Annotated in this window: 35 protein-coding genes; 26 read left to right on the top strand and 9 right to left on the bottom strand. The window is 47.3% G+C overall.

The window, feature by feature from the left end; genetic code table 11:
• Positions 1–19 precede the first annotated feature (19 nt).
• Together GY634_RS16030 and GY634_RS16025 are read right to left on the bottom strand one after the other, a co-directional pair.
• Positions 20–313: a hypothetical protein gene (locus GY634_RS16030; RefSeq protein WP_166409732.1), complete on the bottom strand. Its 294-nt coding sequence runs from the start codon at positions 311–313 to the stop codon at positions 20–22.
• Positions 306–884 (bottom strand): hypothetical protein, encoded by a 579-nt coding sequence (locus tag GY634_RS16025; protein ID WP_166409731.1) that lies wholly within the window; start codon positions 882–884, stop codon positions 306–308. Before GY634_RS16025 ends, GY634_RS16030 begins: the two co-directional genes overlap by 8 nt.
• A 67-nt stretch (positions 885–951) precedes the next feature.
• On the opposite strand from GY634_RS16025, the gene GY634_RS16020 reads away from it, so the two are divergent.
• A complete protein-coding gene (locus GY634_RS16020) occupies positions 952–1,122 on the top strand; it encodes a hypothetical protein (protein WP_166409730.1) in 171 nt (56 codons plus the stop codon).
• Between the two features lie 617 nt (positions 1,123–1,739).
• On the opposite strand, the gene GY634_RS16015 is transcribed toward GY634_RS16020, so the two are convergent.
• On the bottom strand, positions 1,740–2,003 hold the full coding sequence (locus GY634_RS16015) for a transcriptional regulator (protein WP_135866776.1): 264 nt from the start codon (positions 2,001–2,003) through the stop codon (positions 1,740–1,742).
• Positions 2,004–2,051: 48 nt separating this feature from the next.
• Between GY634_RS16015 and GY634_RS16010 the strand changes: the two genes are divergently transcribed.
• The 14 genes from GY634_RS16010 to GY634_RS15945 all read left to right on the top strand — a co-directional run bounded on the left by GY634_RS16010 (position 2,052) and on the right by GY634_RS15945 (position 12,536).
• Positions 2,052–2,426: a helix-turn-helix transcriptional regulator gene (locus GY634_RS16010; protein ID WP_166409729.1), complete on the top strand. Its 375-nt coding sequence runs from the start codon at positions 2,052–2,054 to the stop codon at positions 2,424–2,426.
• A 142-nt stretch (positions 2,427–2,568) separates the two neighbouring features.
• Positions 2,569–2,709, top strand: a complete 141-nt coding sequence (locus GY634_RS17465) for a YHYH domain-containing protein (RefSeq protein WP_166409728.1) — start codon at positions 2,569–2,571, stop codon at positions 2,707–2,709.
• 102 nt (positions 2,710–2,811) lie between these two features.
• Positions 2,812–3,657, top strand: a complete 846-nt coding sequence (locus GY634_RS16000; protein WP_166409727.1) for a hypothetical protein — start codon at positions 2,812–2,814, stop codon at positions 3,655–3,657.
• Positions 3,650–4,114, top strand: a complete 465-nt coding sequence (locus tag GY634_RS15995; RefSeq protein ID WP_166409726.1) for a hypothetical protein — start codon at positions 3,650–3,652, stop codon at positions 4,112–4,114. Before GY634_RS16000 ends, GY634_RS15995 begins: the two co-directional genes overlap by 8 nt.
• Before the next feature lie 145 nt (positions 4,115–4,259).
• A complete protein-coding gene (locus GY634_RS15990; RefSeq protein ID WP_166409725.1) occupies positions 4,260–4,751 on the top strand; it encodes a hypothetical protein in 492 nt (163 codons plus the stop codon).
• Positions 4,752–5,027: 276 nt separating this feature from the next.
• A complete protein-coding gene (locus GY634_RS15985; RefSeq protein WP_166409724.1) occupies positions 5,028–5,717 on the top strand; it encodes a hypothetical protein in 690 nt (229 codons plus the stop codon).
• 430 nt (positions 5,718–6,147) lie between these two features.
• Positions 6,148–6,951: a KilA-N domain-containing protein gene (locus GY634_RS15980; RefSeq protein WP_166409723.1), complete on the top strand. Its 804-nt coding sequence runs from the start codon at positions 6,148–6,150 to the stop codon at positions 6,949–6,951.
• 255 nt (positions 6,952–7,206) lie between these two features.
• Positions 7,207–9,489: an nSTAND3 domain-containing NTPase gene (locus GY634_RS15975; protein ID WP_166409722.1), complete on the top strand. Its 2,283-nt coding sequence runs from the start codon at positions 7,207–7,209 to the stop codon at positions 9,487–9,489.
• Positions 9,490–9,762: 273 nt separating this feature from the next.
• A complete protein-coding gene (locus GY634_RS15970; RefSeq protein WP_135866486.1) occupies positions 9,763–9,954 on the top strand; it encodes a hypothetical protein in 192 nt (63 codons plus the stop codon).
• Positions 9,955–10,723: 769 nt separating this feature from the next.
• A complete protein-coding gene (locus tag GY634_RS15965; RefSeq protein ID WP_166409721.1) occupies positions 10,724–10,894 on the top strand; it encodes a hypothetical protein in 171 nt (56 codons plus the stop codon).
• Positions 10,891–11,328 carry a beta-sandwich lipoprotein gene (locus tag GY634_RS15960; RefSeq protein WP_166409720.1) on the top strand — a complete coding sequence of 146 codons (438 nt, stop codon included), beginning with the start codon at positions 10,891–10,893 and terminating at the stop codon, positions 11,326–11,328. Before GY634_RS15965 ends, GY634_RS15960 begins: the two co-directional genes overlap by 4 nt.
• A 20-nt stretch (positions 11,329–11,348) precedes the next feature.
• Entirely contained in the window at positions 11,349–11,576 is a 228-nt protein-coding gene (locus GY634_RS15955; RefSeq protein ID WP_166409719.1) for a hypothetical protein, read from the top strand.
• Positions 11,577–11,780: 204 nt separating this feature from the next.
• Positions 11,781–12,092, top strand: coding sequence for a hypothetical protein (locus GY634_RS15950; RefSeq protein WP_166409718.1), 312 nt, complete (start codon positions 11,781–11,783; stop codon positions 12,090–12,092).
• A gap of 153 nt (positions 12,093–12,245) precedes the next feature.
• Positions 12,246–12,536, top strand: coding sequence for a hypothetical protein (locus GY634_RS15945; protein ID WP_166409717.1), 291 nt, complete (start codon positions 12,246–12,248; stop codon positions 12,534–12,536).
• 67 nt (positions 12,537–12,603) lie between these two features.
• On the opposite strand, the gene GY634_RS15940 is transcribed toward GY634_RS15945, so the two are convergent.
• Positions 12,604–12,780, bottom strand: a complete 177-nt coding sequence (locus tag GY634_RS15940) for a hypothetical protein (protein ID WP_166409716.1) — start codon at positions 12,778–12,780, stop codon at positions 12,604–12,606.
• A gap of 262 nt (positions 12,781–13,042) precedes the next feature.
• Complete coding sequence (locus tag GY634_RS15935) at positions 13,043–13,255, bottom strand: cold-shock protein (protein ID WP_278249060.1); 213 nt, start codon at positions 13,253–13,255, stop codon at positions 13,043–13,045.
• A gap of 751 nt (positions 13,256–14,006) precedes the next feature.
• On the opposite strand from GY634_RS15935, the gene GY634_RS15930 reads away from it, so the two are divergent.
• The 11 genes from GY634_RS15930 to GY634_RS15880 all read left to right on the top strand — a co-directional run bounded on the left by GY634_RS15930 (position 14,007) and on the right by GY634_RS15880 (position 21,166).
• Positions 14,007–14,207: a hypothetical protein gene (locus GY634_RS15930; RefSeq protein WP_166409714.1), complete on the top strand. Its 201-nt coding sequence runs from the start codon at positions 14,007–14,009 to the stop codon at positions 14,205–14,207.
• 3 nt (positions 14,208–14,210) lie between these two features.
• Positions 14,211–14,711 (top strand): single-stranded DNA-binding protein, encoded by a 501-nt coding sequence (gene ssb, locus GY634_RS15925; RefSeq protein WP_166409713.1) that lies wholly within the window; start codon positions 14,211–14,213, stop codon positions 14,709–14,711.
• A 71-nt stretch (positions 14,712–14,782) separates the two neighbouring features.
• Entirely contained in the window at positions 14,783–15,118 is a 336-nt protein-coding gene (locus GY634_RS15920) for a hypothetical protein (RefSeq protein ID WP_166409712.1), read from the top strand.
• A 14-nt stretch (positions 15,119–15,132) separates the two neighbouring features.
• Positions 15,133–15,924: a DUF2303 family protein gene (locus tag GY634_RS15915; protein ID WP_166409711.1), complete on the top strand. Its 792-nt coding sequence runs from the start codon at positions 15,133–15,135 to the stop codon at positions 15,922–15,924.
• A gap of 158 nt (positions 15,925–16,082) precedes the next feature.
• Positions 16,083–16,340, top strand: coding sequence for a hypothetical protein (locus tag GY634_RS15910; RefSeq protein WP_166409710.1), 258 nt, complete (start codon positions 16,083–16,085; stop codon positions 16,338–16,340).
• A gap of 81 nt (positions 16,341–16,421) precedes the next feature.
• Positions 16,422–16,586, top strand: coding sequence for a hypothetical protein (locus tag GY634_RS15905; RefSeq protein ID WP_166409709.1), 165 nt, complete (start codon positions 16,422–16,424; stop codon positions 16,584–16,586).
• A 744-nt stretch (positions 16,587–17,330) separates the two neighbouring features.
• Positions 17,331–18,143 carry a hypothetical protein gene (locus GY634_RS15900; protein ID WP_166409708.1) on the top strand — a complete coding sequence of 271 codons (813 nt, stop codon included), beginning with the start codon at positions 17,331–17,333 and terminating at the stop codon, positions 18,141–18,143.
• A gap of 523 nt (positions 18,144–18,666) precedes the next feature.
• On the top strand, positions 18,667–18,930 hold the full coding sequence (locus GY634_RS15895; RefSeq protein ID WP_135865856.1) for a DUF4224 domain-containing protein: 264 nt from the start codon (positions 18,667–18,669) through the stop codon (positions 18,928–18,930).
• Positions 18,931–18,952: 22 nt separating this feature from the next.
• Entirely contained in the window at positions 18,953–19,645 is a 693-nt protein-coding gene (locus tag GY634_RS15890) for a tyrosine-type recombinase/integrase (RefSeq protein WP_166409707.1), read from the top strand.
• Between the two features lie 509 nt (positions 19,646–20,154).
• Complete coding sequence (locus GY634_RS15885; RefSeq protein ID WP_166409706.1) at positions 20,155–20,745, top strand: TetR/AcrR family transcriptional regulator; 591 nt, start codon at positions 20,155–20,157, stop codon at positions 20,743–20,745.
• Positions 20,746–20,827: 82 nt separating this feature from the next.
• Positions 20,828–21,166 carry a tRNA-binding protein gene (locus GY634_RS15880; RefSeq protein ID WP_166409705.1) on the top strand — a complete coding sequence of 113 codons (339 nt, stop codon included), beginning with the start codon at positions 20,828–20,830 and terminating at the stop codon, positions 21,164–21,166.
• A gap of 39 nt (positions 21,167–21,205) precedes the next feature.
• Here the strand turns inward: GY634_RS15880 and lpdA are convergent, their stop codons facing one another.
• From lpdA to GY634_RS15860, 4 genes are read right to left on the bottom strand one after another with little or no spacing between them, the layout of a single operon-like run.
• On the bottom strand, positions 21,206–22,603 hold the full coding sequence (gene lpdA, locus GY634_RS15875) for a dihydrolipoyl dehydrogenase (RefSeq protein WP_166409704.1): 1,398 nt from the start codon (positions 22,601–22,603) through the stop codon (positions 21,206–21,208).
• Entirely contained in the window at positions 22,600–23,943 is a 1,344-nt protein-coding gene (locus GY634_RS15870; protein ID WP_166409703.1) for a dihydrolipoamide acetyltransferase family protein, read from the bottom strand. The genes lpdA and GY634_RS15870 overlap by 4 nt, the downstream gene beginning before the upstream one ends.
• Positions 23,943–25,022, bottom strand: coding sequence for an alpha-ketoacid dehydrogenase subunit beta (locus GY634_RS15865; protein ID WP_166409702.1), 1,080 nt, complete (start codon positions 25,020–25,022; stop codon positions 23,943–23,945). Before GY634_RS15865 ends, GY634_RS15870 begins: the two co-directional genes overlap by 1 nt.
• 2 nt (positions 25,023–25,024) lie before the next feature.
• Positions 25,025–26,257 (bottom strand): 3-methyl-2-oxobutanoate dehydrogenase (2-methylpropanoyl-transferring) subunit alpha, encoded by a 1,233-nt coding sequence (locus GY634_RS15860; RefSeq protein WP_166409701.1) that lies wholly within the window; start codon positions 26,255–26,257, stop codon positions 25,025–25,027.
• Between the last annotated feature and the right edge of the window lie 262 nt (positions 26,258–26,519).

Genomic DNA, 26,519 nt, shown 5'->3' with positions numbered 1-26,519 from the left:
ATAAAAAACTGCCAGTACGTCATTGCTCTACTCCTGTCGCTGTCTTCAAAGATGATGGCAACGTGAATGCCAAGCCCTTACTCGCTATCAAACGCAAAAAATCAGCAGGTGGCAGCTTCGCTAAGCTATCGACACCTGTTGCTTCATAAATTGCAGCCTTGATCGCAAAAGTGCGGCTTGCCTTGTCTTGGTCATGATTCACACCAAACGCTTTGGCTACGCGCGGGTTGTTAAACCAACCTAGTTTGAATAGGTCTGTGTAGTCGGTGCCGTAGGCTGGGCGTGCGCCCCCAATAAAGCTTGATTTAGTCATTTGGAATCACCAACCCTCTTTTCAGCATTACCTCTTCAATAGAGGCTCTAGCACCTCTAGCTGTCCCGATGGACTCGCACAACTCCTTATGTGCCTTGAAATGCGCCTCGTCAGAAGCGTTCTCGCTCAAAGCAATAAGAGCCAGCGTCGCCTCTGTGTTTTCTTTCAACACCACCTGAGCTTTCTTACTTGGGTCAAACTCACCATCAGGGCACGCCACCATCATTCGTGGCGAATAGCCGAATGGACGCAGGATTTCACATACATAGCCGTAACGCAGGTCGTTAGGCATCGCCGCCAGTACAGACTGCTCAAAATTCATCGGCATAAAGTTGGACTCTTTCGTTTTGTCATCCAACCAACGGAAAACACGATCTGCAGCGTTCTTGGCTAACGTGAAGGGATCACCATTAGTTTCAAAACGAATGCCTGTCACCTCGGACATGCCGAACTTCTGGTGCGCCTCAACAATTGCCAGCGCTACCGCCTCCCTACTTCCCACACGAACACGCCACAGATCCACGTAGTGCATCAGCGTTGCTAATTTCGAGCGGTGCGATTCATTTCGCATGACCATGATTCCTGTGTTGAGTAAAGTGCTTTCATGCACATAAATGAAGGGATAAGGAACTCCCCCAATGACTCAGACCGAACGCTTACTACAACAAGCCAAATCAATCTGCGCCGGCGTCACTGAAAACTCAGAAGTCAGTGACCAACTGCTGTGCTCTGTCTTTGAGCGGTTATGTCTTGAGCAGGACATGCGAGAACCTACTGAACCACTTCAACACTCGCATGACCTGCATTAATGGGCGGTCAATCCCAGTCGGGTATATTTAGAGATTCCAGTAACTAAATTTTTCCCAAAGGGATTGAGCATGATCGGATTGGAGACAGACGTTTTCTTAGGTATTACCGCGCGTGAGATATTTTTAATACTCCTAGCATTCTTTTTCGCTGCTCTCTTTAGGTATATGTCACGAGCTGGCCGATCCCTTCTGAAAAGGCCTCTATTTTTTTCAAGCCTTATGATTTCTACTGGCGGGGCAATAATGGCTTTTCATCCGCCTCCCCTAATCCAGCCACGGGCAAAGATGTTCTATTCATCGTTATCGGTCTGATGCTTGTGAAACATGGATTGAAAAAAGCTGCCGTCTCCCCTGATAGGCCAGGAGGCCCAGACGACAACCTCAAGCAAGATAATCAAAAAACAACCAATGACTGAATCAAACGGGCTACTCACAAACACAAACTTCCAAGCCGCCGTCACCATGATAGCGATAAGTACAGCAACTGGAGCTCCTACCCATGGCAGCCGGAAGCAAGCATACAAATTACGCATGGACACCACCTATGAAAAACAAACCTGAAGAACAAAAACCACTCGAACCTGAAAAAACCGAAACCCGCTCTGTGCTCATCGGGGTTATGAGCCTTGAGCAACTACCCTCTTTCGCGACGAAGCCCGCTTTCTCAGCACAGACCAATCAACCGAGAAGCACAGGGACTCACAAAGAACCCCCGTCAGGCGCTCAATTTCAGGAGCATGTCGGGCAGGAACCTCCCTGCCCGGACGCTTCCACTGATTGAAAGCCCCTCTCGTAACCCCTAGGGCGCGTGCCAAAGCAGCCTCCGAACCGAAGGCGTTTGCCGCTTTTTCTAATGACTTTTCGATAGATTCTTGTTTCATGACTAGAGTCTAGTTTTTCTATACCAATAAGTCAAGAATATATAGACCATGAGCGTGCAGATTTTCTATACACTACGAAGCATGGATATCAAAGATTGGATTCTTGCTGCTCGTAACCACGCCAAAATCACCCAAACTCAATTGGGCGATAGGCTAGGTGTTAGCAAAGGAAATGTGTCTGCATGGGAAAATGGCAGACATGAGGCTAGCTACGACCAGTTGATCAAAATCGCTGAAATCACCGCCTACACAGAACCATTACCAGGTCTGGAACAAGGCATCAAAGTAGCCCCTACTAGCGCGTGGCCATTTCAAAAGGTCAGCGAATCCAAGATTAAAAGCCTTCAGAGCGATGAGCGTATTCAATTGGAAACCGCCATCCTGCTCTCCGCAGCACAGCTCGGCTTAGATATTAAAGCCTGAACACCACCGCATACTTAGCCTTCCATATTTATGGCGGGCTAAAGTCATGCTAGTAAGTAGCACCCCAGCAGTAACACCGCGCACAAGTCGTATCGCTGCGCTCTGATGTAACTAAAGTTTAGTTTTATTGGAGGATGTAGTTATGCGAAAAACATTCGCAGCCCTATCACTAGTTCTTATTTCTCTTGGCACTGTCACTGCTGATGCGTGGGCGCATTCAGGCCGAACGGATAAGAACGGCTGTCATATGGATAGGAAGGCTGGGACGAGGCATTGTCACTAGCTCTAACGCTCCTAATTAGTAATGAAGCGCAGCGCATACATCATAAATATGCGCCTTAAAAATAAGACTATCTATTAGTCCATTCTATATAGTACTTAGAAAATGATGCGTTCTTTCCATATTTTCCGTTATCAAATACTTCCTAACAACAGAAATTTTCAAGGGTCCATCTATGACGGAAAGACTGTTAATGACGTTATTGCCGAGAAGAACAATATCTTCTGGGAGGCTATCTCTAACTCAGATCCTTTCTATAAAAGAAATTCAGAAACAGTAATACGAATACTAGCCGAAGAAGATGATATAATTGTGTTCATGGTTGGAGTCGAGAAAAAACTTAAAAAAAACACCAAAGACTTTAAAGTTGAAAAAATTGACACATGGCCTGATTCTATTTTTGTTATATGGAATAACCCAGAAAGACAGCTAATAGCGGTACAAAACAATCCTGCTGCCTTCAGCACCCCTTCTGTCTTGCTCAAGCGGTTTGAAAAGAACATAAACCGTCAATTGTCTATCTATCAGTTAGGAATTTACTCAAACCCCATCTTTGATAAAAATGATTTCTGGGAGCTTATTGCATCAAACAATAACTCCATTGAGGCAGTCGAATTTACCTTCCTGACGCCAAACATGGCATCTATTTCCCAAACTCTCACTGATGATCTTAAAGAGTTTGCCAAGAAAAACAACTCCGTTGAAAATAAAATAGAGCTACGTGCAAACAAAGGCCACTCGCTTAGTCTTAGCCCGAATGAGCCACAAACCTCTGGTCTTATAGACTATATAAGCAATGGTGGTGGAGCTACAAAGGTAAAACTTCACAACATAAGAAAAAAAGTAACAGTAGGCAATACCACTAAAGAAGTAGAGGTCACAGGTTTAGAGCTAGAAGGCTTAAACGCGAATGAAACGATCGCCATTTTCAAGTCCATTTTTGATGACTAATAAAATAATTTCTACTGGATTTTCATCTTTAGGGGCAGGCTTTCTTTTTCAGATACTACAAGCCTGTCTCAATACTGATTTTCTTAATATTTGGCTCCAATTAAATCTAATCCAACTACAAATAGCATTACTAGCAATAAACGCAGCCACTTTAGGTGTTATTCTTACAAAAATCAGAGACTTAATCGAAAAATCTCAAGCAGGTCGAGGATTTTTTCAATCAACAAAAAAACAAATCCTTTTATCTTTAAAAGAACAAATAAGCCTTATCTGTTTAGCAATACTACTGTTAACGGTATGGTCTTCTCCAGTCGCAAAAGAATATATCCCTTACATAGATCTAACTTTTGGAAGTCTTGTTTCTGGTGTTTTCATTTATAGCCTGAAAATTCTATACGACACAGTTAAATCAGTAATAGTAATTGTTGACTACGATCCTGCCCCCCCAAAAGACTAGAACCCAGACTCTCTAGGCGGCTTATTTGTTGGCTGAGTAGTCCGACACCATTGGTTATAGTCTAGATATCTTTAGTTAGAGGGCTATAAACTAACGCTATTTAGCTCACCTAATGATTCCTAAATAAGCGTGGGACAATCTGAATATGAAAGAGGCAAATCACTGTTTCGCATCCATCTACAAGGGAGCACAAATCTTCGCCTGGGTTGCAACACCCATTATTGTTGCCTGCATTGGACTGCTAGCGCAGAATTATGCAGCAAACATACAGAAAGCAGCTATAGAGTCTGGCATCCAACAAGATTTAGTCAAAACGGCAATTCAGGTTCTTCGCGCTCCAGCACAGACTGAGGATTCTGCAATCAGGAGCTGGGCTACTCAGATTATGGCGAAATACTCCCCCGTTCCTTTTTCGTCGAAAGAGGCAGATCAGTTAAATCAATCGGTATATAGCTTATTGGATCACAGCCCTCTTCTTCAACGCGCAATGGAAGCACGCCCGTCATGTCCAAAGATTGACATTAAAGCACTGCCAGATTCATTATCTAAAGAGGTACAACAGCTTCAGGACATCTGCGAACGCAATGCCGCAGACCTGCTTTGGCTTAACTCTTTTATTAATCTAGCCAATAAGTGATCGGGCTAACGACCTATCTAAGCGGCTTTTTTGGAGCAAAGCCATTTCTAGACAGATCTTATAGTGCCCGCTGTCAGCTATAAGCAGTCATTCCACTATTGATCTTTGACTACTTGCAACAATCCGCTATCTCTGATTTTTTAGGTTTACCTAAAAAAATTTCTTGTAATTGCTTACTCTCTTAAATCCGAATAGATTCAGTTTTATGAGAACGACAAGATTTTCTCTGTCATCTAAATCTAGTTATAACTCTTCTCTCGCATATTAGGCATAATCATGAAACTCCACTCACTAGACCATCCACTGTACTGGTACAAATACAATGTGAGCGGCTCAATCGAGATACTTGATGCGTACATCTCTGATGTCGAACAACAGGTAGACAAGAGTACTGCCAATTTCAAGGCCAACTCAGAGGAAGTCGTAATTGAAGGAGTGTATAAGGATGAGCCACCCACTTGCATCACCGTGTATAAAGGACTAAATGGTGGCTCTTGGGACCTTAATGCTATTTTTCTCGAGTACTTCCCGAATTTACAGCGACGTTCTGCCTTAATCACGCTGTTTGCCTTCTTCGAACATGAGCTCAATAAGCTCTGCGCTCTGTTTCAGGCCACGGAGAAGTATCAACTATCACTCAAGGACGTAGCTGGCGTCGGGATTGCAAGGGCAAGGACCTACTTAAGCAAGGTTGCTCTCGTAGACCTCACAGACCCACCCAAACCGTGGAGCGACATCAAAAATATTCAGGCACTAAGAAATCTTGTTGTCCATGCTGATGGAAGACTCCCGCAGGACGGTCAGACTGACCGCTCTGCCCTGCATAAGTATATTGAGAACAACGAGCTCTTGACCGGCGATCGAGAGGTAGTGCTTCGCGCTGGCTATCTCAAATACTCGTTGACTTGCTTCGATGAGTATTTCACACAAATCGACAAGGCCATCCATCAGCGATATAACGGCTAACCCATCGCTCAAGCGGACTGCTTCGCAGCCTCTTATCTCAAACGTTATCGACTGACTTCAATGACTTAAGAGCCAGCATACACAACAAGCTAAAGGCTGATCAACCTTCCCTGCTACATAAAGACCAAGCCGCCTCTCTAGGCGGTTTTTTTATAGCCTAAATTTACTCACCACACCTAAACCAAAGACAAAACCACAATATATGGTATCGCAAACGCACAACACCACTACATATGGAATATAATACCTACGTCAGAATAACTTTCTGACAACGGACAAAGAAAAAGCCACCAAGTTTGGGGAAACTATGGCGGCCTGAGTAAGTGTCTATTTTCTTGCTTGCACCAAGAATAGGGACACTCTAGTTGAACCATATTGTCCTACTTTGAGGTGCGAGCGTCAATTATTTCCTTTCAAAGGGACGCTATTTATGCAATACCAGCATCAAACCTCTATCGATCTTATAGATCGACAAACAAACAGCGGAATCGTTCAGCAACGTGCCTCAGATGGCTATATCAACGCAACAGCTATGTGTAAAGCAAGTGGTAAGTCATTTGGGCATTACCATGAAAACAGTACTACAAAAGCTTTTCTCCATGCTCTAGAATCGGATATCGGAATTCCGATATCCAAACTAATTCAAGTACTTAGAGGTGGGGATATCACCCAAGGTACTTGGGTTCATCCCCAGGTCGCAATCCATCTAGCTCAATGGCTCTCTCCTCAGTTTGCCGTTCAAGTCTCTAAATGGGTGCTTGATTGGATGTCTGGTAAAGGTCAGTCATCTAGGCTCCCTTACCACCTTGAAAGGCATATGATGAACCAAAACAAAGTGCCGCTTGGCTATTTTTCAGTTCTGCAAGAAATGACGAACTTCTTGGTAGGGCCAATGGAGGCCAATGGCTACCGTTTACCAGAAAAATGCATGCCTGACATTTCTCATGCAAAACTGTTATGTAAGTATCTTAGAGAGGACTATGGGGTAGATACGAATACTTTGCATAAATACCCACATGAGTTTCCTGATGGTCGTGTCGTCCAAGCAAATCTTTATCCTGTCGAGTACCTTGGAGCCTTTAGGCGATTAATGGCAGAGGTCTGGATGCCTCAACATGCCGCTGCTTACTTTAAATCTAGAGATCCTGCTGCTTTACCAGCACTTGATAAAATACTCTTGCTAAGCAATGCTGCACCACCTGCCAATAAACTTAGGTTTAAGCGTAAAGCCTAACACTCGAACAGCCGCCTCTCTAGGCGGCTTTTTTGTGGAGTGATACCCACGTCCATCGGTTATAGCCTCTCTATCCAGAATTACCCAGCATAAGCATTCTGATATTTGAAAGCCGGCAGAAATAACAGACAATTTAGAAATATCCCCATATTCAAAAACTCCTCCTGAGCTTTATAAATATACGTGCTAAATTGTAAAAATGTGCAGTAAAACCATAAAGCCCTATTAGCGCATTTGTAAAAAAGGCACAGACATATGCCCAATTATGATTTTCTATCCCTGGATGATAAAGAGTTTGAACAATTAACGCTGAGGCTTCTCGGAGCTCAGGAGGGTATAGTCTATGAACGATTCAAGCAAGGGAAGGATGGCGGGATAGACGGCCGATACTTCACTTCCAATGATCAAACGATTGTTCAATGCAAGCATTGGGCACGTTCAGGATTTAAAGCGCTTGTTCGGACACTCCGTAATGAAGAGCTTCCCAAAGTTAAGCGACTCAATCCGAAACGCTATGTGCTAGTGACCTCACTCCCCTTATCTCCTGCAAACAAAGAGGAGATCCGCACAATTTTCACTCCCTTCATCCAGAGCGACGCAGATGTTATCGGGAATGAAACATTGAACGACCTACTTCTCTTACATCCAGACATAGAACAGAAAACCATAAAACTTTGGCTGCACAGCGCAACGATACTAAGCCAGATGACCTCTCTTGCTCTTGTGGGGCGTAGTGCTTTTGTTCTTGACGAAATGCGCCAGAAACGTGCACGCTACGTGGAAACAGCGTCACATCGAGAGGGCCTCTCTCGCCTTACTGAGCAACATGTAATTTTAATTACAGGGGAGCCTGGCGTGGGAAAGACTACACTTGCTGAACAGCTATGTCTCGACCTCGTACTTAAAGGGTTCCAACTGTGCGCTGCTGCAAAGGATATTGATGAACTAGAAGCAGCATATCAAGAAAACACTAAGCAAGTTTTCTATTTTGATGACTTTCTTGGTCGCACATTCCTAGAAGCGATTGGTAGACACGAAGATTCACATATTGTTGGATTTATCAAGAGGATTCGCGCAGATCGCAGTAAGCGCCTCGTTCTAACATCGCGAACAACCATTCTTAATCGGGGTAAGTCGCTGACTGATCTATTCCGTATAGAGAGTGTGGATCGACATGAACTCGAACTGCAGGTAGGGAAACTTAGTTCACTCGATAAAGCTGGCATCCTCCATAGTTGTATTTGGCACTCTGGGTTAGGCATTAGTCATTTAAAGGAGATCGTGAAAGAAAAAAACTATATGGCCGTCATTGACCATCGCAACTTCAATCCTCGAATTATATCCTTCGTAACAGATCCAATGAGGATCAACTCAATACAACCTACCAGCTATTGGCGTTATATAACCTCCAAGTTAGCTAACCCTGCAGAAATTTGGGGTGATGTCTACGACCAGCAAATGTCAGATGCTCAACGAGTCATTCTTCTTCTCGTTGTCACAAACGGCGGCGATATTTCCGAACAGGATCTTATCGCCGCCTACCGAAGCTACCTCACAACGCCAAGCTCTGCAAGAATCCAAGGGGACACTGACTACCACCGGAATATCAAAATTCTCATCGGCTCATTACTAAACCGTACCCTGAACGCGAAAGATCAATCCGCATTCGATCTGTTCAATCCATCAATCTCAGACTTTGCACTACCTAAAATTTCTGCGGATGGTGATCTTCTCGCCGCACTTGCTTTGGCATTAAAAACAAAGCAGATGATTCGCTATCTAACCAGCTCCATTGCCCGCGGAAAAGTTCCCAAAACGACAGCTAAAGTCGTTTCTAGTCACTTCTCTAATGATTGTTTAGCTGCTAACTATGATGCTCAAAACGCAATAGTGATGATTGAAATGCTTAAGATTGCGACGCAGCATAATCCAGACTCTAAAGAGACAAAGTCTGCCGTCATTCAGCTTCTAACGAAACTTCAAAGCTTAGAAGATGGATCACGCTACATAGCTATGATTTCTCCACTTCTTAGATATGGAGTGAAATATGGTTTATTCGATATCAATTTCATCCGTCTTTTTCTAAACAAGATTGACAGTGATTGGTTTAACTTCGACGACATTAGTGAGCTGATTCAAATCGCGAACGAAATGCCTAGCGATTCCGACCGCGATGCTTTGCTGGATGTATTTAATCCATTAGCTCTTAAGATTCTAAGTGGAGTTATTGATGAAATCATATGGGATCAAGGCATTCTTGTGGACTATTATGATATGAGAGCTATTGACGATGCGGCTGAGCAGGTTCATCTTGCAATTGCTGATCTATGCTCTGATCTTGGGGTGCAAGCGGATTTCGACGAAATAGAAGAACTTCTCAGTAACATAAACATCGAAAGTATCATTGAAAGCAATATTCGGAATCGAAGAGATCCGAGTGATTACCACCACAAAACCACATCCTATCCTAGGACAGAAGCCACTTTAGATTCAAATAAAATTCACGACCTGTTCTCAATTGATCTCCCCCCCACCTAACTCTCACCATTTGCAAAAAAGCCCTCTTCTGAGGGCTTTTTTGCGTCTGTAGCTATGCCCCGTATCAAAACCTTGTCGAGACAAAGTTTGACTATACACTGTGTTTTTATACAGTTAATATAGGATTTGGCAGATTTGCCTAATCCCCTCTACCCCTTACCCGCATCAGCCTGAAGGCTTGCTATATCTGCCCTCCTGCTGATTTCATTAACTTTCTTTCCCCTTTGATAACGCAAGCGCATGGACGCTGATAAAACATAGAAGGAAGTCAGGATGGCAACAACACCAGCAAATCGCCAGCCAGCATGGGATGAAGCACAAGAATCCCTATCAATGTCGATTTCTGTGGTCAGGGCTTGGGCTGTATGCCCCGAGCAGTTTGATCAAATTAGCCGCGAAGATCGAGCAAACTTGTTTTTGTTGTTATTACAAATGCTCGAAACAACACATCAAAAGCTAGGCTGATACCACTACCTACAAGACTTACAGCCCTACTCAAGGGCTTTTTTTAAATCTCATAAGTCTAGATATCCTAAACCAATGTATAGAGATACTTGACTTTAATGTCTAGCTTTTCTATACTCCATCCAACAACTCACCAAAGCCTAGCCCAAAGGGCAGCCAAACAGAGTTGAAAACGATCTTTAAAAACTCAACGTGTGGACCACACCGCCCCGACAACATCAGGGAGCGGCGAATAACGGCACACAAAGACGCCACGCGCCCCGCTGTGAAGTGTTTAGGGTGCGGAAGGGAAACGGCTGCGCCCAGGCACAAAGAAAAGCAAAAAACCGAGTAGATACATTTCCACGATTGGCGTGAGGCCTACAACATGCGTGGAGCTCGGCGCCCCCCTGATGATTTTGGTAGGGGGCGGTTAGGAAACCGTACCGCAGCATTTACGGAACCACGTTTTACCAACGGCTTGGAAACAGGCCGCTTTGGTGGATGGCCTCAACCGAGGCCAGCAACTGAAGCGAGGAAATCATGAAACGATCTGATGCACTTACTTTTATGCGCATAGCAGGCTATCACGATGACAGAAAGCAATTTACACGCCTGCTTATCGAGAATCGCGTAAATCGAAATGACGCAGATGACGCCTTTGAAAGGGGCCGTGCACAACGAGCTGGCGGCATGAGCTGCTCTTGCTTTGAATGCAATAAATAACCAGCCTGCCCATGCGGGCGCTTTGGTAAGCATCAATGGTGGTGCTTACTGAAGCGAGGTATTTATGAGCGAAAACACAAAGCTAACCGAAAGCCAGATCGAGTATGCCTTTAAGCGAGCTGTTGATGCCGCCACAAGCTCAGCTCAACATCTAGAAACGAAGGTAGCAGCTGAGGCAGTTGCGAAAGCCGCGCTGGCAGCCGCGAACGTCTTATATGGCAAGAAGGCGTCATGAGAAACATCACTAAAGCAGCTACGGTGGTTATTGCAGTTGCTCTGCTTGCCGGGTGTGATGCTGATGATGCAAAAATTGCTGCACGTAACGTATCTAAAGCAGCTGATCAGTTTGAAGTTAACCGCCGCATTGTGTTTTACAACGGCATCACTGATCGCTACATGCTCAGCATTGAAGGACTGTGCAGCGTTGAAACCAGCCAATCAGGACACGTACTACACGTAACCTGCAAAGTTGGACGCAACCAGTTCAAGAAACACATGCTTGGGCTCTCCGACAACGTGACATTCTTTGTCGAGCACCTAGAGCCTACAACAGCAAGCATGTACCACTACCGCGTAGTGTTCAAACCTCAGTCAATACTGCCTGACATAGACTTTCGCGGCAGTGTCGGCGCAGCTATTGACGCCATAACACCCGATTCATCTGATTAACACCCTATATCGAGCAAAACATGGATAACCAGCACAAGCACCTCAAGGGTGACCTAGATTTGAGCCAAGAAGAAATCGACATGATTAATGAAGGGCGAGAACTCTCCGCACAAGCCGATGCTTGGATTGAAAAGCTCCGAGAGCACAAGATGCTAGCAAATACCCCTGCTTCAATACCGGCAAAAGCCTATCTGAGAAAAGGTTTCGACCTAGCGATTATCGGCATCTCCTTAGGGCGGAATCCTTAAATCAATAAATATGCCCTCTCAGTAGGGCTTTTTGGCAGGCGCTCTGCATAGGGGGTCGGTTCCCCAGCACACACGTAGGCTTTGCAGAGCGTCTACCAAAACCCACCAAGACAGGATTAACCAATGCAATCACAAATGCCACCTGCGCGTAACCCAACACGCCCGCCCTCATTCACAGCACGGAACCCACTAAGCGAGGAATCAATGAACAAACACATTACTGAGCAACACGCCGCACACAGTGTTATTTATGCCTTATCCGATCACAAAGAGCTTGAAATTGAGCGTGAGATGCTTTTGCAGCGCAATGGGTTAGCCGCTCTTGAATCTACGGTGAGCGAACTTATGGCGCGACTGGAGCAGGTTATGCATCCATCAGAGCCTGCGAGCATAGGCGGCGAGCCCGGGAAGTTCCCTCAAACTCAACTTGGTGAATCGATGCGCTCAGCAACCGACCGGATTAACGGCCTAAATGCTGCGTTATCTAACGTGCTTCAACGCCTAGAACTCTCTTAACCAGAATTAGCCGATTGATTCAGTCGGCACAGTTTGGCGCGTTTCAGTATCGGTTTAGCCCCGATATACCAACCACCTGTCTATAGACCGTGTTTACACCACCCTGCTTTATGGGAATGGAGCGCGTCAAACTGTGATTAATAGGAGGCCAGCATGAGCAACCCAACAGTCCTAAGTGATGCGGAAATAAAAGAAGCAATGCAGTGCCTTGTCGCTGAGGTCGATATTGACGGTGAGACAGTCACCATCAAAAACGTTAACCAATGCCTACGCAATATCGAGCAAGCCTTACTGCAATCCCCTGAGATACAGCAGCTGCGCAAAGATGCTGAACTATGGAATGAATGGTTGCCATGGCTTCGCGCTATCAATCGCAAGCCATTTGATCTAGCTATGGCAATAAAAAGGATTGATGACGCCGCAATGGAGGCAAAGCAGCCATGAGCAGCCTGAGCCAAGCAAAAGCCGCCTAGAAAGGCGGCTTAGGTGGCAAGGTGTTATTACTTGCTAATTAGTAAGGTAGCCCAGGAAACCTGTTTTTCAGGTTGCGGACAAAGTTACGACGGATTTCGGTAAGTCGCCTTTCTTGAGCTTGTTCTTCTTGCTGTTTAGCAGTTTGTTTAGGTTCAAGCAAAGGGGATACGTGCAGGGGGCTCATGCCACCCTGATTCAGTTTGTGGTAAATCATTAAGATCTCCAACGCTTCTTCATATTGTTCATTGAGAGCGGTCGGGAGCTGGTGCTGCCAAAAGCGTAGCGTAGAAAAAAGTGAACGCGTAGTAAAAAGTTATAGGCGAGCGAGGATGCTGGCCTTTTTTATGATTGTTGTAGATGTGTGTTAACGCACTTAAGCACTATGGGGCTTTGCGGTAAACAAAAAACCGGCGCTTCGTAAAGTCACCGGTCTTTACTCTCTTATGTTCTTGCTGTGTTATGCAAGAACGGCTGTATTAGACAGCTTGAATTCTTGTGGCGCATGGTCCTTTTTGACCTTGGCCAACAACGAAAGATACTCGTTGGTTTTCATCAAGCGATTTGTGATATCCATCACCTTGGATTTCACTATGGTGTGCGAAGAGGTCCTTACTACCATCCTCTGGCATGATAAAGCCAAAGCCACGTGTGTTATCAAACCACTTCACAATACCGATTTCTGTTTTCAATATAAATCCTAAATCATCAGGGAAAAATATCCCTGCATTCATAGTGTCATGTATGGCCAGTTAAAGATAGGTATAGTTTGTAACAGCCGAATCTTACCTGACACAACTCTATCGACCTCTGCCTGAACCCCGATTAACTGGTTTACGAGAATGAGCAAAACTTGCCCTTTTGATACCAGCGCTGGATGGTTGCGCAGGCCAACCCGGTTTATTCGAAACGGAGTCTGAGCTTTGTGGCCTCACCCTCTTTGGTGACTTCTCGCTTTTATTCATTACAACCCCTATGAGTAAACTTCGACATCAGCAAAATTGCTGTATGACTCTTACAGCATAGGACACTTCACCTCAAATAGCTTGTTAAACCTGACACCCTAGGCAGTAACCACCGCCCTTAATGGTAAACGGCTTAACAATTGCCTTTCTTGGCCTGACCCGGTGGGCAATGTCTTTGCTGTAAGTTCCCATCAGGATCAACCACAACGGAACCTCTTGGCGTATACACCGCACAGGCCGTTAATCCAAAAGCAAGTAAGCAAATTAGTAATTTTTTCATCGCAGGTTACTCCAAGAAACTCTGGCAAGTATACAGCGCACTTTTTATGCTTCAAACAATTATCCCCACGATCTGTTGATAACGCTGGGGACACTCCCTTAACAGCACAGCCAGAGCCACTATTGCAGCGGCTCCGCACGGTGCTGGCTATTTACTATCCAATGGGCTCACCGCCCACAACTCAACAGGAAATACATCATGAGCATGCTTGCTAGCCTGTTCCTGTGGACGCTCGCCTTTGCTGTTGGCGGTACCGTCACATGGATTTGGCAACACCACATCCGACCACCTATCGACCCCAGCGAAGTAATACCCACACAAGCGTACTTTTGGAGCTGGCTGGTCTGCATCACCATTTATGTAATCTTGGCCTTCACCGGCCCCTACCCCGGACAATAATTCATGGCTTCAGTTAACAAGGTAATTCTGGTGGGCAACTTAGGCCGTGATCCGGAAGTACGTTACAGCGCAGAAGGTAACGCCATCTGCAATATCTCAATCGCCACCTCCTCCAAGTGGACTGACAAGCGCTCCGGCGACACGATAGAAGATACCGAATGGCATAGAGTCGTGTTCTACAACCGCCTAGCCGAAATCGCTGGCGAGTACCTGAAAAAAGGCCGCTCGGTCTACGTTGAAGGCCGCCTGCGCACACGCAAATGGCAAGGCCAAGACGGTAAAGACAACTACACCACTGAAATCATCGCCGACCAAATGCAAATGCTAGGTGGTCGTGATGGTGGCAATGATGGTGAGTACAGTGCACCTCCGCAGCAGCGAGCACCTACCCAAAACCCAAAAAGCAACCCGTACCAAGCAGCAAGTCAGGGTGGCGGCATTGCTGACATGGACGACGATATCCCGTTCGCTCCGCTGCTCGCTCGCTGTGAATACGTAATTTAAGAAATAAACCACCCTGCCACATACCCCAACAACAGCCGCTTATCCTGCGGCTTTTTTAATCCGAGGAAATCATGAGCAACAAAACCTTTGGCGAGGTTCTTCAAGACCTCCGTTATGGAACCCTCCACGACGAACTAACCGAAAAAATGCAGGAAGTAGTAAACGCTTGCATTAATACAGGGAAGGTTGGATCACTTACCCTTCAAATCAAACTCAAGCCGGGAAAGAGCGGTGAACTGGAAATCACAGACACCATTAAATCCACAGTGCCTGAGCTCGAAAAAGGCGGCTCCATTATGTGGGCCACGCCCGAAGGCAACCTCCAGCGCGAGGATCCACGCCAAATGACTATCGAAGGCTTGAAAACCATTGGTTCCGAAAAACCCCAAAACCTTAAAACCGTATAAGGAAAAAATCAGTCATGGAAAAAATTGTTTCTGACGCACTCGCCGCCGGCGCCGCACTCGGGAAGCCTGTTGCTATACCTGGTGCCGATGGTGCATACGCCATCGTACCTGATGGCTACAGCATCATTACGCTTGAATCTCATCTACCAACCCCTACTCGCAAGACTGGCGCTGTAGTCACGGATGATGCAGGTAGCTTTATCCAGTACTTCAATAAACATGCCACGGACACCAGCCAGATTTACGCTAAGCTGAACCCGCCCAGCTTCACCGGCGTACTTAACGACCACACACATGAAAGTGCCGGTTGGAAAGACCATAGAGTGAAATACGCCTGCCCATTCTCGCCTGAATGGCTGGAATGGTCTAAGAGCGATGGTAAAGCAATGAAGCAGGCAGAATTTGCGGAGTTTATTGAACGCAACCTACCTGACATCGTAGAACCTGCTGGCGCTGACATGCTGGAAATCTCGCGCAGCCTACAGGCCAAAAAACAAGTGAACTTCTCGTCTGGTATCCGTCTGCAGAATGGGCAGACAGAGCTTACATACGAAGAAGAAATTAAAGGGACTTCTTCCAAGGGTAAGCTGCAAATCCCTGAAACTTTCAAAATAGGTATTGCTGTTCTCGACGGCGGCGAAGGCTACAAAATTGAATGCCGCCTGCGCTACCGCATCAACGATGCCAACCTGGTGATGTGGTACGAAATGGTTCGCCCCCACAAAATCATTGAAGATGCTGCGCGTGATGTGTTCGCCAAAATCGCGACTGAAACCGGACAGCAGATTCTGCGTGGCACCCCTTAATCATATTGCGAACAAAGCCCCGCGCAAGCGGGGTTCTATGGAGAAGTAAACGTGTGGTGTAAGAAGTGCGCAGGCTGGTCCGTCTTAGCAGTAGTCATCTGCTTAGCTGCCGTCGGCTGGCTAGTCTATTTCAATGAAGTGGTGAAACGTGGTGGCTTATGAGCGAACCCACAAAGAAAAAAGTACTCAACGGATATAAACCTAAGCCCCGCATTCAGCATATTGAACCGGGGCAATTTTTTAAGCTAACAGAGGACGACGGCGGCCACATCTTACTGATGCTAAGGCGCTGCGAAACATACTGCTATCACTCAACTGGAAAAATCGCGCTCGGCACCGAAATTTCGCCCCTTGGTATGGCCTACGGTGACGAGGATGGTGGTACCGGAGGATGGAGGGTAAGACGTGAAAGTTAAAAGATGGCACCTATGGGCATTCGTCGCAATATTAATCGGGTTGGTTATTCCAGCCCTTATTTTTGGAATTTGGAAGGCATCGTGAAACGAACAAAGAAAGCTGTTACCCCTACCCTATCCCCGCTTGCTCAATACAACTTGCAGCGAGCGGAAGAAGCTCAAACAGCGCATGGTGGGAAAGCGCCCGCTCTCCTAAGCTCTAACGTTCGCTTGAAGCGCAACTTAGACGACAAGGTGATCCGATAATAGTTTAATCACCTCCTCCTATCTTAGTTTTGACTCTTATACGCCCCGCTATCCATAAGCAAAAAAAATAAACGAGGAGCATCAAGCAATAGAATACAACCAGCCTGCACCAGATAACTACCCAAACAGGAAAACAAAACATTTCACTCTCCTTGTAGATACCTCTAGCCGTATGCAATAGATACGACTATAACAATACGTTACTTTTTATTGCTTTGTCGATACAAACTAGAGTAATTACTTATGGGGCTCCAAGTGAAAAATCTCAGCTTTATTTGCCTAAGGCGCGAAAAAGCGGCATAAAAATGCCGCTTTCTTGATTGATTGCACACTTCTTATACTTACTCGCTACTCAAAACAGCCTTTTGAATTATTGTTTTATGCGCATGGTATACGCTCACACACCCATCAGGTGTTAGCTCCTCTTTGGCATAAGACTCCAAAGAGCTTTTTGAGACCCAACCCAAGGTTTTATCACCTTCCTGTAAAAACAAAAAAAGTACTCCTGACGGTTCCTCTATATATTCAGCGCGCATAGTCTTTCTCTGTGAGTTTTATTAAAAAATAACGCACCTATTCTTGCTTCTATAGATGCATTACTCGATACCCATACTCCTGCATTGATATCCTAGCGATTATTAAAGCTTCAACAAAGCTCAAATTGTTACAAAAACCCACCCCCCACAGACGCACAAGCTTAGCTTAGTGCGTTTCTTTTTACGCCTATACATAGAAGCCACCCACATGACACAGATACAAGAAATCGAAAATCTAAGCCAGCCTGACCTGGTGAAGCTGATCAAATTTGAACGCCAGCAGCATGCAGATGATATGGATATGTTGGCGAAAGAACTTGCTGGCAAAGGCATGCGCCCCTATAGCCTCAACTTAGACCCTCTAGGCATACGCGCCCTTACATCCGATGGAATCACTGGCGCATTTGAGTTTGGGCGGCTGAACACTTACCGGCCACCGGAGGGGCATTGGCTAGAATCGTTTTGGAAAATGGGTAACGCAGCATCCCCTGCCGCCCAGGCGCAATGGATCGAGCATTGCAGCATCACCGACATACCGGATGCTGTTCTTACACCATCAGGGCTGGCGATCAAGAGCGAACAGGTACAGCCTGGCCTCATCCGGTTCGACTTCATTAATGCTGATGGACAACCTGATAGCAAAATGCTCACGCATGATCAAATGCGCAGTCGCTATGCTGATCTCTTCGCATCCGCTGCAGCAGTACCTACCGACATCGTTGCAGCGCAGGAGCCCCTGCCCCCGCTTAATGATGACCTAATAGCAATCTTGGGGCGGCCAAACTTTATGTGCGCTGGAATCGCTCAGTTGTTACGCGACAGCGGTCATGAAATAAAAAAACGCGCCGAGAATGAACAAGCAGCTGCCCTTCACTTTCTTCTGGGGCATTACCTTTCTGATCCCCAAAACTGGAATTGGAAAGTAGCAATCGCGCTAAATCCTGACAAAACCACATGCACCTGCCCATCTGTTGATGGCACGCAGAAGTGGCCTTGCCCTGTGCATCCGCCTGAAGTTTGAGCGATGCAAAGCTGAAATGCCCTATGCGTCTAAGGATGCTTCCTTGGCGTTTAGTCTAGTTTTCAACACATCAGGAAGCGCCACTGTAACAAGCTCACTACTGCTGATGCTACGACTGTTTAAGACAACAGAATGTATAGCTTCTTTGTGTAACACATAAGCCTCTATACACATATCAGCATTACGCAATTCTCTCCCAGCCAGCCTCTCTAGTGCGTAAAGCGACACTTGCGCTATAACCCTTTGGTTTTCTGCTGTGTGAAAGGCAAATATGATCCGAGCTGGGCTTATTTCGTATTTAACAAACTCACTCTCACCCATAGTGCCCTCTCAACACAAAAAGTCTCTTAAATTATGATTATTTCATCAGCGTATGAACAGTCTACATAGCAGAATTTTAAATTCACCACGAAAAACGTAACAAAAAGAAAACTACAAATCTAAACCTACAGACGCAACTACACACCCGGCATAAGCCGGGTTTTTATTGGATACGCCATGATATCTAAAGGACAAAGCTATTATGAGCACCAGAGTAAGGAAAAACTCACTTACGCTAAATGACCCTGAGTTAACAGAAATCACAGGGAAGACCCGCAACAAAGGGCGAATTGAGGTGCTCACGCAAATGGGCATCCCATTTCGTATTCGCCCTGATGGTTCACTTGTAGTGCTTAAAGCTGTTATTGAAGTGGAGTTAGGCTATGCGCCCAAAGAAACACAATCGGCACCTCCCCGCCTGCGTATACCTAAAGCACGGGGCTTATTACTATGTCAAAAACAATAAGTGGACACGCCTAGGTGATAACTTGCACGATGCGCTGGTAGCTCACGCCCGCATCGTTGCGATCCCCAAGGAGGGAGTGGTATCCCTCATAACCAAGGCCATGCCTTTCATTACAGAGAAAGTCGCCCCCGCTACACTCAAACAATATCTATATGCAGAACGCATTCTCAAGGAAATGTTTGCTGAGTTCACGCCAAGCCAGGTAACACATGGCAGCGTAGTACAAATGCTCGACGTATGGAGACATAGTCCCGCAACAGCTAACCGCCTGTTAACCGTTCTTAAGCAAGTTTTCCAATGGGCTCTAGACCGTGAAATAGTCGACAGAAACCCATGCGAATCAGTGAAACGCCTGACGACCGAGTCGCGGGATCGTCTCATCACGCAAGAGGAGTTCGATAGAATCCATGCTGAGTCACCGGACTGGCTGCAGGTCGTTATGGACCTCTGTTACTACACTGGGCAACGAATTGGCGATGTACTCGCCATCCGCTACTCCGACATATCAGAGGAAGGCATCTACTTCGAACAACAAAAGACAGGCAAGAAACTAACCGTAGGGTGGTCTGAAGGTTTACAAGCTACAATAGAAAAGGCTTCTCTCATCACAAAAAATCCATCATCCGAGTTGGTTGTACCAACATACAAGGGACTGAGCGAAGACACACAAACGTGTGGCGAGTTTTCAAAGAAAGTGCAGCTAAAGCGGGTGTAGAAAACGTAACGCTGCACGACCTACGGGCAATGTCAGGTACTGATGCTGACCGCGAGGGTAAAGACCCAATGCTCTTGCTAGGTCATACCGACAGAAAAACTACCCAAATTTACCTGCGTGATAAGACCATTCAGGTTGTTTCTGGCCCCACCAGAAAGCAGGGTAAGAATGTCTAAGTATTAGACAGATTTTAGAATCTTAGACAAAACCAAAAATAACACCCAATATTTCAACAAGTTAGAAATCGGTCATGTAATCAACCATGCCCTGCCCACTTTGCTTTTCATCTACTGTCATACGTTTCTCCTTTGGTATGTAGTAGCAGTGTGGAACAAAGCTTCGCCCCCCTCAATTCGCATGATTGAGGGCGGATAAAGGGGCGTAGCACACGAAAAATGACCACAAAAAGTGCTAATAGCCTTAACCCTACGCCCTGCTGTTCGCAGCACTGAGCACACTATCGCCCAATAAATAGGTATACTGGTCTACCTACTTTCAATGTAACGATTATGAGCGAATCCCCCGCAACCAAAAAAGAAAGCGCGCACGACAAGTTGCTAAACGCGGCGGCCACCTTGTTTTACAACGATGGCATTGCGGCGACGGGCATTGATGCCATCGTCAAAAAAGCGAATGTAGCGAAGAAAAGTCTGTACAACAATTTCGCCTCTAAGTCCGAACTGATCGCGGCGTATATAGAAAGACGTCATGCTGAATGGTTGTCGTTGTATGCCCTACGTTTACAACAGGCAAACAGCCCAAAAGAGCGCGTTTTAGCGGTATTTAATGCTTATGCCGACCATGCAGACGACGCCTATGAGCGCGGCTTTAGAGGGTGTGGTTTGCTAAATGCGGCTGCTGAGTTTCCAGCAGGCGATAGCGCACGCTTGGCGGTACGCCAGCACAAAGAAGAAATAGAAGCACTGCTTCGCCAGCATGTGACCGAGCTACTGCCGCAACAGCCTGAACGTAGCACCGCGCTAGCCCAGCACTTAGCTTTTATTTTGGAAGGCGCCATTGTACGTGCTGGTCTAGAGGGTAATAGCACCTGCATGACACACGCCACACAACTTGCTGCCTCGCTGCTCAACAACCCATAAAACAGCAGCGACGTCTCTCACCACGGTTGAGCACCTTGCTCGCCCTTTCTTATTCTTGTTTTAGCTCTGGAGCTTTTGCACCATGAACACCATTTCTTGGGATGATTTTGAAAAAGTAGAACTGCGCGTAGGCCGTATTATTCAAGCCGAAGCCTTTCCCGAAGCCCGCAGACCTGCTTACAAACTGCTAGTGGATTTTGGCCCTGAGATTGGGCAACGCAAATCCAGCGCGCAAATCACCGATCTCTACACGTTGGATGAGCTAGTCGGTAAACAGGTGGTAGCCGTGATTAATTTTCCGCCCAAGCAGATAGGCCCCATTATGTCTGAATGCTTGGTGACAGGCTTTCCAGACGAGGAAGGCCGTGTGGTGCTGTGTACGCCCGACAAAGCCGTGCCAGTAGGCGTAAAGCTGTATTAAGTGTAGCGATACGCCGTAGAAGGGATAGCCCCTCTACGTTTACCGGTGTAGCCCCTGCCCCAAGGCGTGAAAGGCGGCTTCTTGTATGGCTTCGCCTAATGACGGATGAGCATGGATGGTTCCTGCTACATCTTCTAGCCTACTTTGCATTTCTAGCGATAACGCAAAGGTACTTATGAGCTCAGCCACCCCATCACCTACCGCCTGCCAGCCTACGATGGCATGATTGTCTCGTCTGGCCACAACGCGTACAAACCCCTGCGAGGCCTCCATCGTCATCGCCCGACCATTCGCCGCAAAGGGGAATACCCCAGTGATGCAATCTATTCCTGCTGCCGTGGCTTGCTCTGCTGATAAACCTGCGGTGACAACCTCGGGCACCGTAAAGCACACAGCAGGGATGCTAGCTGGTTGGAAGTGGCGCTTTTTACCTGCAATCACATCGACTACCACCTCAGCTTGTGCCATGGCTCGATGGGCCAGCATGGGATCTCCCGTTACATCGCCAATGGCCCACACCTGATGCATAGAGGTACGACACTGATCATCCACTCGTATGGCATTACCGTTCATGGCAAGGTTTAAGCTTTCTAAGCCAAAGCCTTTGGTGTACGGATGACGCCCTACTGCCACTAATACTTTATCAAACCGCCCTTCACCGGCCGTGTTTTCGCCACTCACCCAATGCAAGGTATTGGTTTTAGCGTCGAACTCGGTCACTGAACACGACAAACGCATCGTGACACCTAGTGCTTGTAAACTGGCTTCTACAGGCTTCACGAGTTCGGCATCGTAACCGGGTAAAATACGATTACCCGCCTCTATCACGGTTACCTGGCTACCTAATCGGGCATACGCCATGCCCAGTTCTAGGCCTATATAACCAGCGCCAATCACAGCGAATTGCTTAGGCACCTGCGTCAGCGACAGCGCTTGGGTGGATGACAACACATCGCCCCCAAAGGGTAAGTGGCTTAAGGCAACCGCTTGAGAACCCGTAGCAATCAACAAATGCTCGCACTGTATACGTACCGTGCCTTCGGCGTGCTCTACCTCTACAGTTTTGCCATCCAGAATGCGCCCCCAGCCTTGCAGCAGATGCACCCCTGCTTTGCGTAGTAAGCCATTTACACCTGAGGTTAACTTGCCTACTACCCCATCTTTCCACGCCATGGTCTGCGCCAAGTCTATGCTAGGTGCAGTCACTGTAATCCCTAGTGGCGAGGATTGTTGCTCATAACTCGCTGCACGATGAAACTCCGCCGCCGCATGGATTAAGGCTTTAGACGGAATACAACCTACATTTAAGCAGGTACCGCCCACGCCACCACCTTCTACCAAGACGGTTTGTAATCCTTGCTGTGCAGCGCGTAATGCGGCAACGTATCCCCCAGGGCCTCCACCTAGTATCAGTAATGTCGTTTTCTGTAGCGTCATAGCACCTCCACAAACAACAAGGCTGGGCACTCCAACAACGTACGTATACGTTGAATAAACTGTGCGGCATCCATACCATCTACCACCCTGTGATCAAAAGACGATGACAAGTTCATCATTTTGCGCGCGACGACAGCACCGTCTTTAATGACTGGCCGCTCCACAATACGGTTTACCCCCACAATGGCGACTTCGGGGTGATTAATGACCGGCGTTGCCATAATACCGCCCAGTGGGCCTAAGCTGGTCAAGGTAATGGTAGACCCCGACAGCTCGTCACGGGTAGCGCGGTTTTCTCTGGCTACCCGCGCTAACCGCACTGTTTCTGACGCCACTTGCCACATATCCAATTGATCGGCGTGTCGCACTACAGGCACCATTAGCCCAGTTTCTGTTTGCGTGGCTACCCCCAAATGCACAGCACCATAGCGATGGATAATTTCGGCATCGTCATCGTATCGTGCATTCATTTGCGGGAAATCGCGTATGGCTAACACCATCGCCCGTGCAATAAACGGCAGTAAGGTTAGTTTGCCTTTATCCTCGCCATATTCTTGATTGAGCTTGCTGCGCAGGTTTTCTAGCTCGGTAACGTCTAGTTCTTCTACGTAGGTGAAATGAGGAATACGCCGCTTGGCTTCCTGCATTTTCTGAGCGATTTTGCGTCGTAAGCCAATAACGGGGATGTCATCAATACGTTCGTCATCGTGAACCGTGGCGCGAGGTACTGCCCGAGCATCACCTGCGCTAGCCGCTGGTTGGCGTATATAAGCATCTAAATCTTGATGGGTAATTTGCCCCACTGGCCCACTCGCAGGTACATATTGCAGCTCTATGCCCAGCTCCCAAGCACGCTTGCGCACAGCAGGTGATGCCAAGGGTTTGGCACCTGTGGGGCGTGCTATCGCCCCTTGCACAGCAGCCGATCGCATAGGGATGACCTGGGCACTGCGAGTGGCAGAAGCGACTGGTGTAGTAGCAACCGGCGCATCCTGAGTCACGCTGGCCTGCGTAGCGGTTACCGGTTTGGGTGCCTCAACCACGGGAGTCGCCTCAGCAGTCTCTACCGATGCACTGACTAGCCCCGCATTGCCTGGCCCTTCTACTTCTAGGCGTATCAGTTCGGAACCTACCGCCATCACCTCGCCTATCTCACCCCCTAAAGCCACTACCACACCACTTACAGGAGAAGGTACTTCCACTGTCGCCTTATCGGTCATCACATCAGCCAGTATTTGGTCCTCCACCACGGTATCACCCGCTTTAACATGCCAACCTACTAGCTCAACTTCTGCAATACCCTCGCCAATGTCTGGCATTTTGATAATGTGTATACCCATCACTGACCTCCTGTACGTCCGTTGTCTGCTGTGGGCACACTACCCAAGGCTCGTCTGTACGCATCTTGTACGCGCTGTGGGCTAGGGAAATAATGCCACTCATGCACATGAGGATACGGAATGTCCCACCCTGCCACGCGTTCAATAGGCGCTTCTAAGTGGTAGAAACAATGCTCTTGCACCAAGGTAGTCAGCTCGGCACCAAACCCACTGGTTTGGGTAGCTTCGTGCACAATGACACATCGCCCTGTTTTACGCACCGACGCCACGATGGTGTCCAAATCTACTGGCCATAAGGTACGCAAATCAATGACCTCGGCATCAATGCCTGAGGCTTGCGCGGCCTCTAGCGCCACATGCACCATGGTGCCGTACGTGAGTACAGTCAGCGCCTCGCCCGGACGTACAATCGCTGCTTTATCCAACTCTATGGTGTAGTAACCAGAGGGTACTTTGCCTTTTTCATGTTTGGACCATGGCACAATAGGTCGGTCGTGGTGCCCATCAAAAGGCCCGTTATACAAGCGCTTAGGCTCCAGAAAAATCACGGGGTCGTTATTTTCTATGGAAGCGATCAGCAACCCTTTTGCATCGTAGGGGTTACTGGGCATCACCGTACGTATGCCGCTTACATGGGTGAAAAAGGCTTCTGGGCTTTGGCTATGCGTTTGACCGCCAAAAATCCCCCCACCGCAGGGCATGCGAATCGTTACCGGTGCAGTAAATTCCCCAGCGGATCTATACCGTAAGCGTGCCGCTTCTGAAACAATTTGGTCAGTGGCTGGATAAAAGTAGTCGGCAAATTGAATCTCAACTACTGGGCGTAATCCGTAAGCGGCCATACCCACCGCCGCGCCCACAATACCGCCTTCAGAGATAGGGGCATCAAACACGCGGGTTTTACCGTGCTTAGCCTGCAAGCCTTCGGTACAGCGGAATACACCGCCAAAATACCCCACGTCTTGCCCAAAAACCACCACATTATTATCGCGTTCTAGCATCACATCCATGGCAGAACGTAAGGCTTGGATCATGGTCATATCCACCAGATCGTGCTCTAGCTGTTTATGCAGTTCCATGATTACACCCCCGCCTGTTGACGCTGATGTTGCAGATGCCATGGCGTGTGTTCGTACACATCGTCGAACATGCTGGCCGCGCTACGTACTTGATCATCGGCCATAGTGCCAAAGGCCTCGGCTTCTTTCTGTGCTGCCATCACCTCTTCTAAGGCCGCTTTTTCAGCCTCTTCGTGATCAGCGTCAGACCACACGCCGCGTTTGATCATGTGCTGCTTGAGCCTAGCAATAGGGTCGCCTAATGGAAAGTGCGACCAGTCATCAGCAGGCCTATATTTGCTAGGGTCGTCTGAGGTTGAGTGTGGACCAGCTCTATAGCTCACCCATTCAATGAGCGTAGGCCCAAGGTTGGCGCGTGCACGTTCTGCCGCCCATTTAGCAACTTCGTACGCCGTGATGAAATCATTACCATCTGCTCGTACAGACACAATACCGCTGCCCACACCCCGTGCCGCAAAGCTGTTATTTTCACCACCAGCAATAGCTTGGAAGGAGGAAATGGCCCACTGGTTATTCACCACATTCAAAATAACAGGGGCTTGATACACGTGCGCAAACGTCAGTGCCGTTTGGAAATCGGCTGCTGCCGTTGCTCCGTCACCAATCCATGCCGACGCAATACTAGTGTCGTTTTTGATAGCGGAGGCCATTGCCCACCCCACCGCTTGTATCATTTGCGTGCCTAAGTTTCCCGATAACGAGAAAAAGCCCGCATCGCGTACCGAGTACAGCACCGGCAACTGCCTACCTTTTAAGCGGTCTTTTTCGTTAGAAAACAGTTGGCACATCATGTCTACCAACGAAACACCTTGGGTAATCAGCAAGTTTTGCTGCCGGTAAGAAGGAAAACACATATCCCCTTTGTTCAACACCATCGCCTGCGCTACACCAATGGCCTCTTCACCCAAGCTTTGGGTGTAGAAAGACATTTTCTTCTGGCGCTGCGCATTCACCATACGCGTATCAAACACACGCGTTTTAATCATGGCTAGCATGGCTTGGCGCAATAACTCCGGCGGCAAGTCTTGAGCCCATGGGCCTACAGCGTTGCCGTCATCGTCTAACACACGCACTAAGCCATAGGCTATGTCCGTGGTATCACGCGCCGATACATCCAAAGGGGGTTTTGCCGCCGCACCAGCTGGCTGCAAATGTAGATAAGAAAAATCAGTAGGTTGACCGGGACGCCCAGAGGGTTCGGGCACGTGCAACCGTAATGCAGGTGTTTGTCTCATAGTGTTTTCGCCTTCGAAAAAACTTGTGGAATTTTCGTTGCTGCTTTTATTTCACTGCTTGATGAGCAGTTAATCAATCATCGCCTATCTTTAAGAATTTCTCAAATCATCAATGAACCGTCACCAACGCGCTTCTGCTCTGAATACAAAAAACACTGGTATAGTTAGTTTGTTCAGTTTAGACTGAACGGTCTATTTTTAAAACACCATAACAGACCAGTCTACTTACAGCCTCCACCTTGCCCACATCAGCCAATAACAA

It is taken from the genome of Paenalcaligenes suwonensis (assembly GCF_011290505.1).
GTDB classification, from domain to species: Bacteria; Pseudomonadota; Gammaproteobacteria; order Burkholderiales; family Burkholderiaceae_B; genus Paenalcaligenes; species Paenalcaligenes suwonensis.
This window is presented reverse-complemented; position numbering and strand designations above follow the sequence as displayed.

Bases quoted from the DNA above. Each gene is read 5' to 3' on its own strand.
- GY634_RS16030 (WP_166409732.1), bottom strand. From the start codon at position 313: ATGACTAAATCAAGCTTTATTGGGGGCGCACGCCCAGCCTACGGCACC.
- GY634_RS15965 (WP_166409721.1), top strand. From the start codon at position 10,724: ATGAGCGAAAACACAAAGCTAACCGAAAGCCAGATCGAGTATGCCTTT.
- GY634_RS15885 (WP_166409706.1), top strand. From the start codon at position 20,155: ATGAGCGAATCCCCCGCAACCAAAAAAGAAAGCGCGCACGACAAGTTG.
- GY634_RS15910 (WP_166409710.1), top strand. From the start codon at position 16,083: ATGAGCGAACCCACAAAGAAAAAAGTACTCAACGGATATAAACCTAAG.
- GY634_RS15920 (WP_166409712.1), top strand. From the start codon at position 14,783: ATGAGCAACAAAACCTTTGGCGAGGTTCTTCAAGACCTCCGTTATGGA.
- GY634_RS15915 (WP_166409711.1), top strand. From the start codon at position 15,133: ATGGAAAAAATTGTTTCTGACGCACTCGCCGCCGGCGCCGCACTCGGG.
- GY634_RS15995 (WP_166409726.1), top strand. From the start codon at position 3,650: ATGACTAATAAAATAATTTCTACTGGATTTTCATCTTTAGGGGCAGGC.
- GY634_RS16020 (WP_166409730.1), top strand. From the start codon at position 952: ATGACTCAGACCGAACGCTTACTACAACAAGCCAAATCAATCTGCGCC.
- ssb (WP_166409713.1), top strand. From the start codon at position 14,211: ATGGCTTCAGTTAACAAGGTAATTCTGGTGGGCAACTTAGGCCGTGAT.
- GY634_RS15860 (WP_166409701.1), bottom strand. From the start codon at position 26,257: ATGAGACAAACACCTGCATTACGGTTGCACGTGCCCGAACCCTCTGGG.
- GY634_RS15895 (WP_135865856.1), top strand. From the start codon at position 18,667: ATGAGCACCAGAGTAAGGAAAAACTCACTTACGCTAAATGACCCTGAG.
- GY634_RS15945 (WP_166409717.1), top strand. From the start codon at position 12,246: ATGAGCAACCCAACAGTCCTAAGTGATGCGGAAATAAAAGAAGCAATG.
- GY634_RS15960 (WP_166409720.1), top strand. From the start codon at position 10,891: ATGAGAAACATCACTAAAGCAGCTACGGTGGTTATTGCAGTTGCTCTG.
- GY634_RS16000 (WP_166409727.1), top strand. From the start codon at position 2,812: ATGATGCGTTCTTTCCATATTTTCCGTTATCAAATACTTCCTAACAAC.
- lpdA (WP_166409704.1), bottom strand. From the start codon at position 22,603: ATGACGCTACAGAAAACGACATTACTGATACTAGGTGGAGGCCCTGGG.
- GY634_RS15930 (WP_166409714.1), top strand. From the start codon at position 14,007: ATGAGCATGCTTGCTAGCCTGTTCCTGTGGACGCTCGCCTTTGCTGTT.
- GY634_RS15975 (WP_166409722.1), top strand. From the start codon at position 7,207: ATGCCCAATTATGATTTTCTATCCCTGGATGATAAAGAGTTTGAACAA.
- GY634_RS15970 (WP_135866486.1), top strand. From the start codon at position 9,763: ATGGCAACAACACCAGCAAATCGCCAGCCAGCATGGGATGAAGCACAA.
- GY634_RS16010 (WP_166409729.1), top strand. From the start codon at position 2,052: ATGAGCGTGCAGATTTTCTATACACTACGAAGCATGGATATCAAAGAT.
- GY634_RS15955 (WP_166409719.1), top strand. From the start codon at position 11,349: ATGGATAACCAGCACAAGCACCTCAAGGGTGACCTAGATTTGAGCCAA.
- GY634_RS15900 (WP_166409708.1), top strand. From the start codon at position 17,331: ATGACACAGATACAAGAAATCGAAAATCTAAGCCAGCCTGACCTGGTG.
- GY634_RS15980 (WP_166409723.1), top strand. From the start codon at position 6,148: ATGCAATACCAGCATCAAACCTCTATCGATCTTATAGATCGACAAACA.
- GY634_RS15865 (WP_166409702.1), bottom strand. From the start codon at position 25,022: ATGGAACTGCATAAACAGCTAGAGCACGATCTGGTGGATATGACCATG.
- GY634_RS15985 (WP_166409724.1), top strand. From the start codon at position 5,028: ATGAAACTCCACTCACTAGACCATCCACTGTACTGGTACAAATACAAT.
- GY634_RS15940 (WP_166409716.1), bottom strand. From the start codon at position 12,780: ATGATTTACCACAAACTGAATCAGGGTGGCATGAGCCCCCTGCACGTA.
- GY634_RS15950 (WP_166409718.1), top strand. From the start codon at position 11,781: ATGAACAAACACATTACTGAGCAACACGCCGCACACAGTGTTATTTAT.
- GY634_RS15880 (WP_166409705.1), top strand. From the start codon at position 20,828: ATGAACACCATTTCTTGGGATGATTTTGAAAAAGTAGAACTGCGCGTA.
- GY634_RS15870 (WP_166409703.1), bottom strand. From the start codon at position 23,943: ATGGGTATACACATTATCAAAATGCCAGACATTGGCGAGGGTATTGCA.
- GY634_RS16025 (WP_166409731.1), bottom strand. From the start codon at position 884: ATGCGAAATGAATCGCACCGCTCGAAATTAGCAACGCTGATGCACTAC.
- GY634_RS16015 (WP_135866776.1), bottom strand. From the start codon at position 2,003: ATGAAACAAGAATCTATCGAAAAGTCATTAGAAAAAGCGGCAAACGCC.
- GY634_RS15990 (WP_166409725.1), top strand. From the start codon at position 4,260: ATGAAAGAGGCAAATCACTGTTTCGCATCCATCTACAAGGGAGCACAA.
- GY634_RS17465 (WP_166409728.1), top strand. From the start codon at position 2,569: ATGCGAAAAACATTCGCAGCCCTATCACTAGTTCTTATTTCTCTTGGC.